2 protein-coding genes are annotated in these 1,527 nt (G+C 62.8%); one reads left to right on the forward strand and one right to left on the reverse strand.

What is annotated here, in order from left to right:
• Window positions 1–49 precede the first annotated feature (49 nt).
• The gene (locus AC1D0Z_RS21475) at window positions 50–631 is read right to left on the reverse strand and encodes a GspH/FimT family pseudopilin (RefSeq protein ID WP_477660183.1); all 582 of its coding nucleotides are present in this window, start codon (window positions 629–631) and stop codon (window positions 50–52) included.
• Window positions 632–755: 124 nt separating this feature from the next.
• Between AC1D0Z_RS21475 and ribD the strand changes: the two genes are divergently transcribed.
• On the forward strand, window positions 756–1,527 hold a 772-nt coding region (ribD, locus tag AC1D0Z_RS21480), incomplete at its 3' end, for a bifunctional diaminohydroxyphosphoribosylaminopyrimidine deaminase/5-amino-6-(5-phosphoribosylamino)uracil reductase RibD (RefSeq protein WP_477660184.1).

A 1,527-nucleotide genomic window follows, 5' to 3' on the forward strand; every position in this document is an offset into this window, starting at 1 on the left:
GTGCGAAGGCCGGGTATCGACCTGCCGCTATATGAGGAATGGATATGGGTCATGAGTCGGTGGAGCTGCAAGCCGCAAATGAATCTGTCAGGATGCGCGCGCGCCCTTGCATCGAAATGCAAACAAGCCGCTGCTGCGTGCTGGCAAGTGAAGCGGAGTTAAAGGTATAGCTGGAAGCCCCAGCACTCAACAGGCCCGTAGGGCGAAATACAAACTTGGTCACTGTGGCGCCGGAAACCTGAGCGATGCCGCCACTTCCGCTGAGCGCCCCCTGCGCCTTGAGCAATGTATCTCCGCCAGCTGCACTGTAGACATTGCCCGCGTCAAGGTCACGGTTGACAAAAATCAGCCAACCCCTGGCCCAGCCGTCACCGCCAGCCGCCGCGCATGTCGGGGCACTGGTTTCAGCATTGATGCTTTGGCACATCACCACGGGCACTCCTGCCCGAATGGCCTCCGAACGGGCATAACGCAGCCCGCCAATAAAGGTATTGATGTGGCCTGAGACCGTATTGCGTTCAATCGCTTCACGCATGGAAGGAACACCCAGCCCAAGAAGAACTGCCACGATGCTCACCACCACCAATATTTCTATCAGTGTGAAGCCCCGGTTTGCCGCTTTTTTATCCATGGCCGCATTATTAGGGGCCTATGGATATGTGAATTAACATAACCGACAAACGGCCAGACTTTGGCTGCCGAACGGCATATGACGGCTATCCGCCGCCGGTGCCTGAACCCTTTGACACGCTCCAATGCCCTCCTCCTCGCGCATTTTGATCGCCCTTCAGCAGGCCCACGCCGCGCTGCGACTGACCGCGCCCAACCCCCGGGTCGGCTGCGCCCTCTTCTCGACAGGCGGCCAACTGCTGGGGCAGGGCCACACCCAGCAGGCAGGCAGCCCTCACGCCGAAATCATGGCCATGCGGGACGCCCAGCGCCAGGGTCACCCGCTCGCCGGCGCAACCGCCTACGTCACCCTCGAACCCTGCTCTCACCACGGACGGACAGGCCCCTGCTGCGACGCCCTGATTGCCGCCGGCATCAAAAAGGTGGTGGCCTCGATAGCCGATCCCAACCCACTGGTGTCCGGCCAGGGGTTTGAGCGACTGCGGGCGGCCGGCGTCGAGGTCGAGGTCGGGCCGGGCGCCGAGGAGTCCAGGGAACTGAATATTGGCTTTTTCAGCCGGATGGTCCGCAAAACGCCCTGGGTCCGCCTCAAGGTTGCCGCCTCGCTGGACGGCACCACGGCGCTGGGCAATGGCCAGAGCCAGTGGATCACCTCGCCTGAGGCGCGAACCGACGGACATGCGTGGCGGGCCCGGGCCTCCGCCGTGCTGACGGGGATCGGGACGCTGCTGGAGGATGACCCCCAGCTGGACGTGCGGCTGGTGGAAACACCGGTGCAGCCCTGCCGCGTGATTGTCGACAGCCTGCTTCAAACACCGCCTGGTGCAAAGATATTCCAGTCGGGCGGCCCCGTGTGGATTTACACRGCCACGCAGGACTCGCCGCAAGAAGCTGCGC

The organism is Polaromonas sp. P1_E3 (genome assembly GCF_056405935.1).

Coding starts and splice junctions, on each gene's coding strand:
- AC1D0Z_RS21475 (WP_477660183.1), bottom strand. CDS start 631: ATGGATAAAAAAGCGGCAAACCGGGGCTTCACACTGATAGAAATATTG.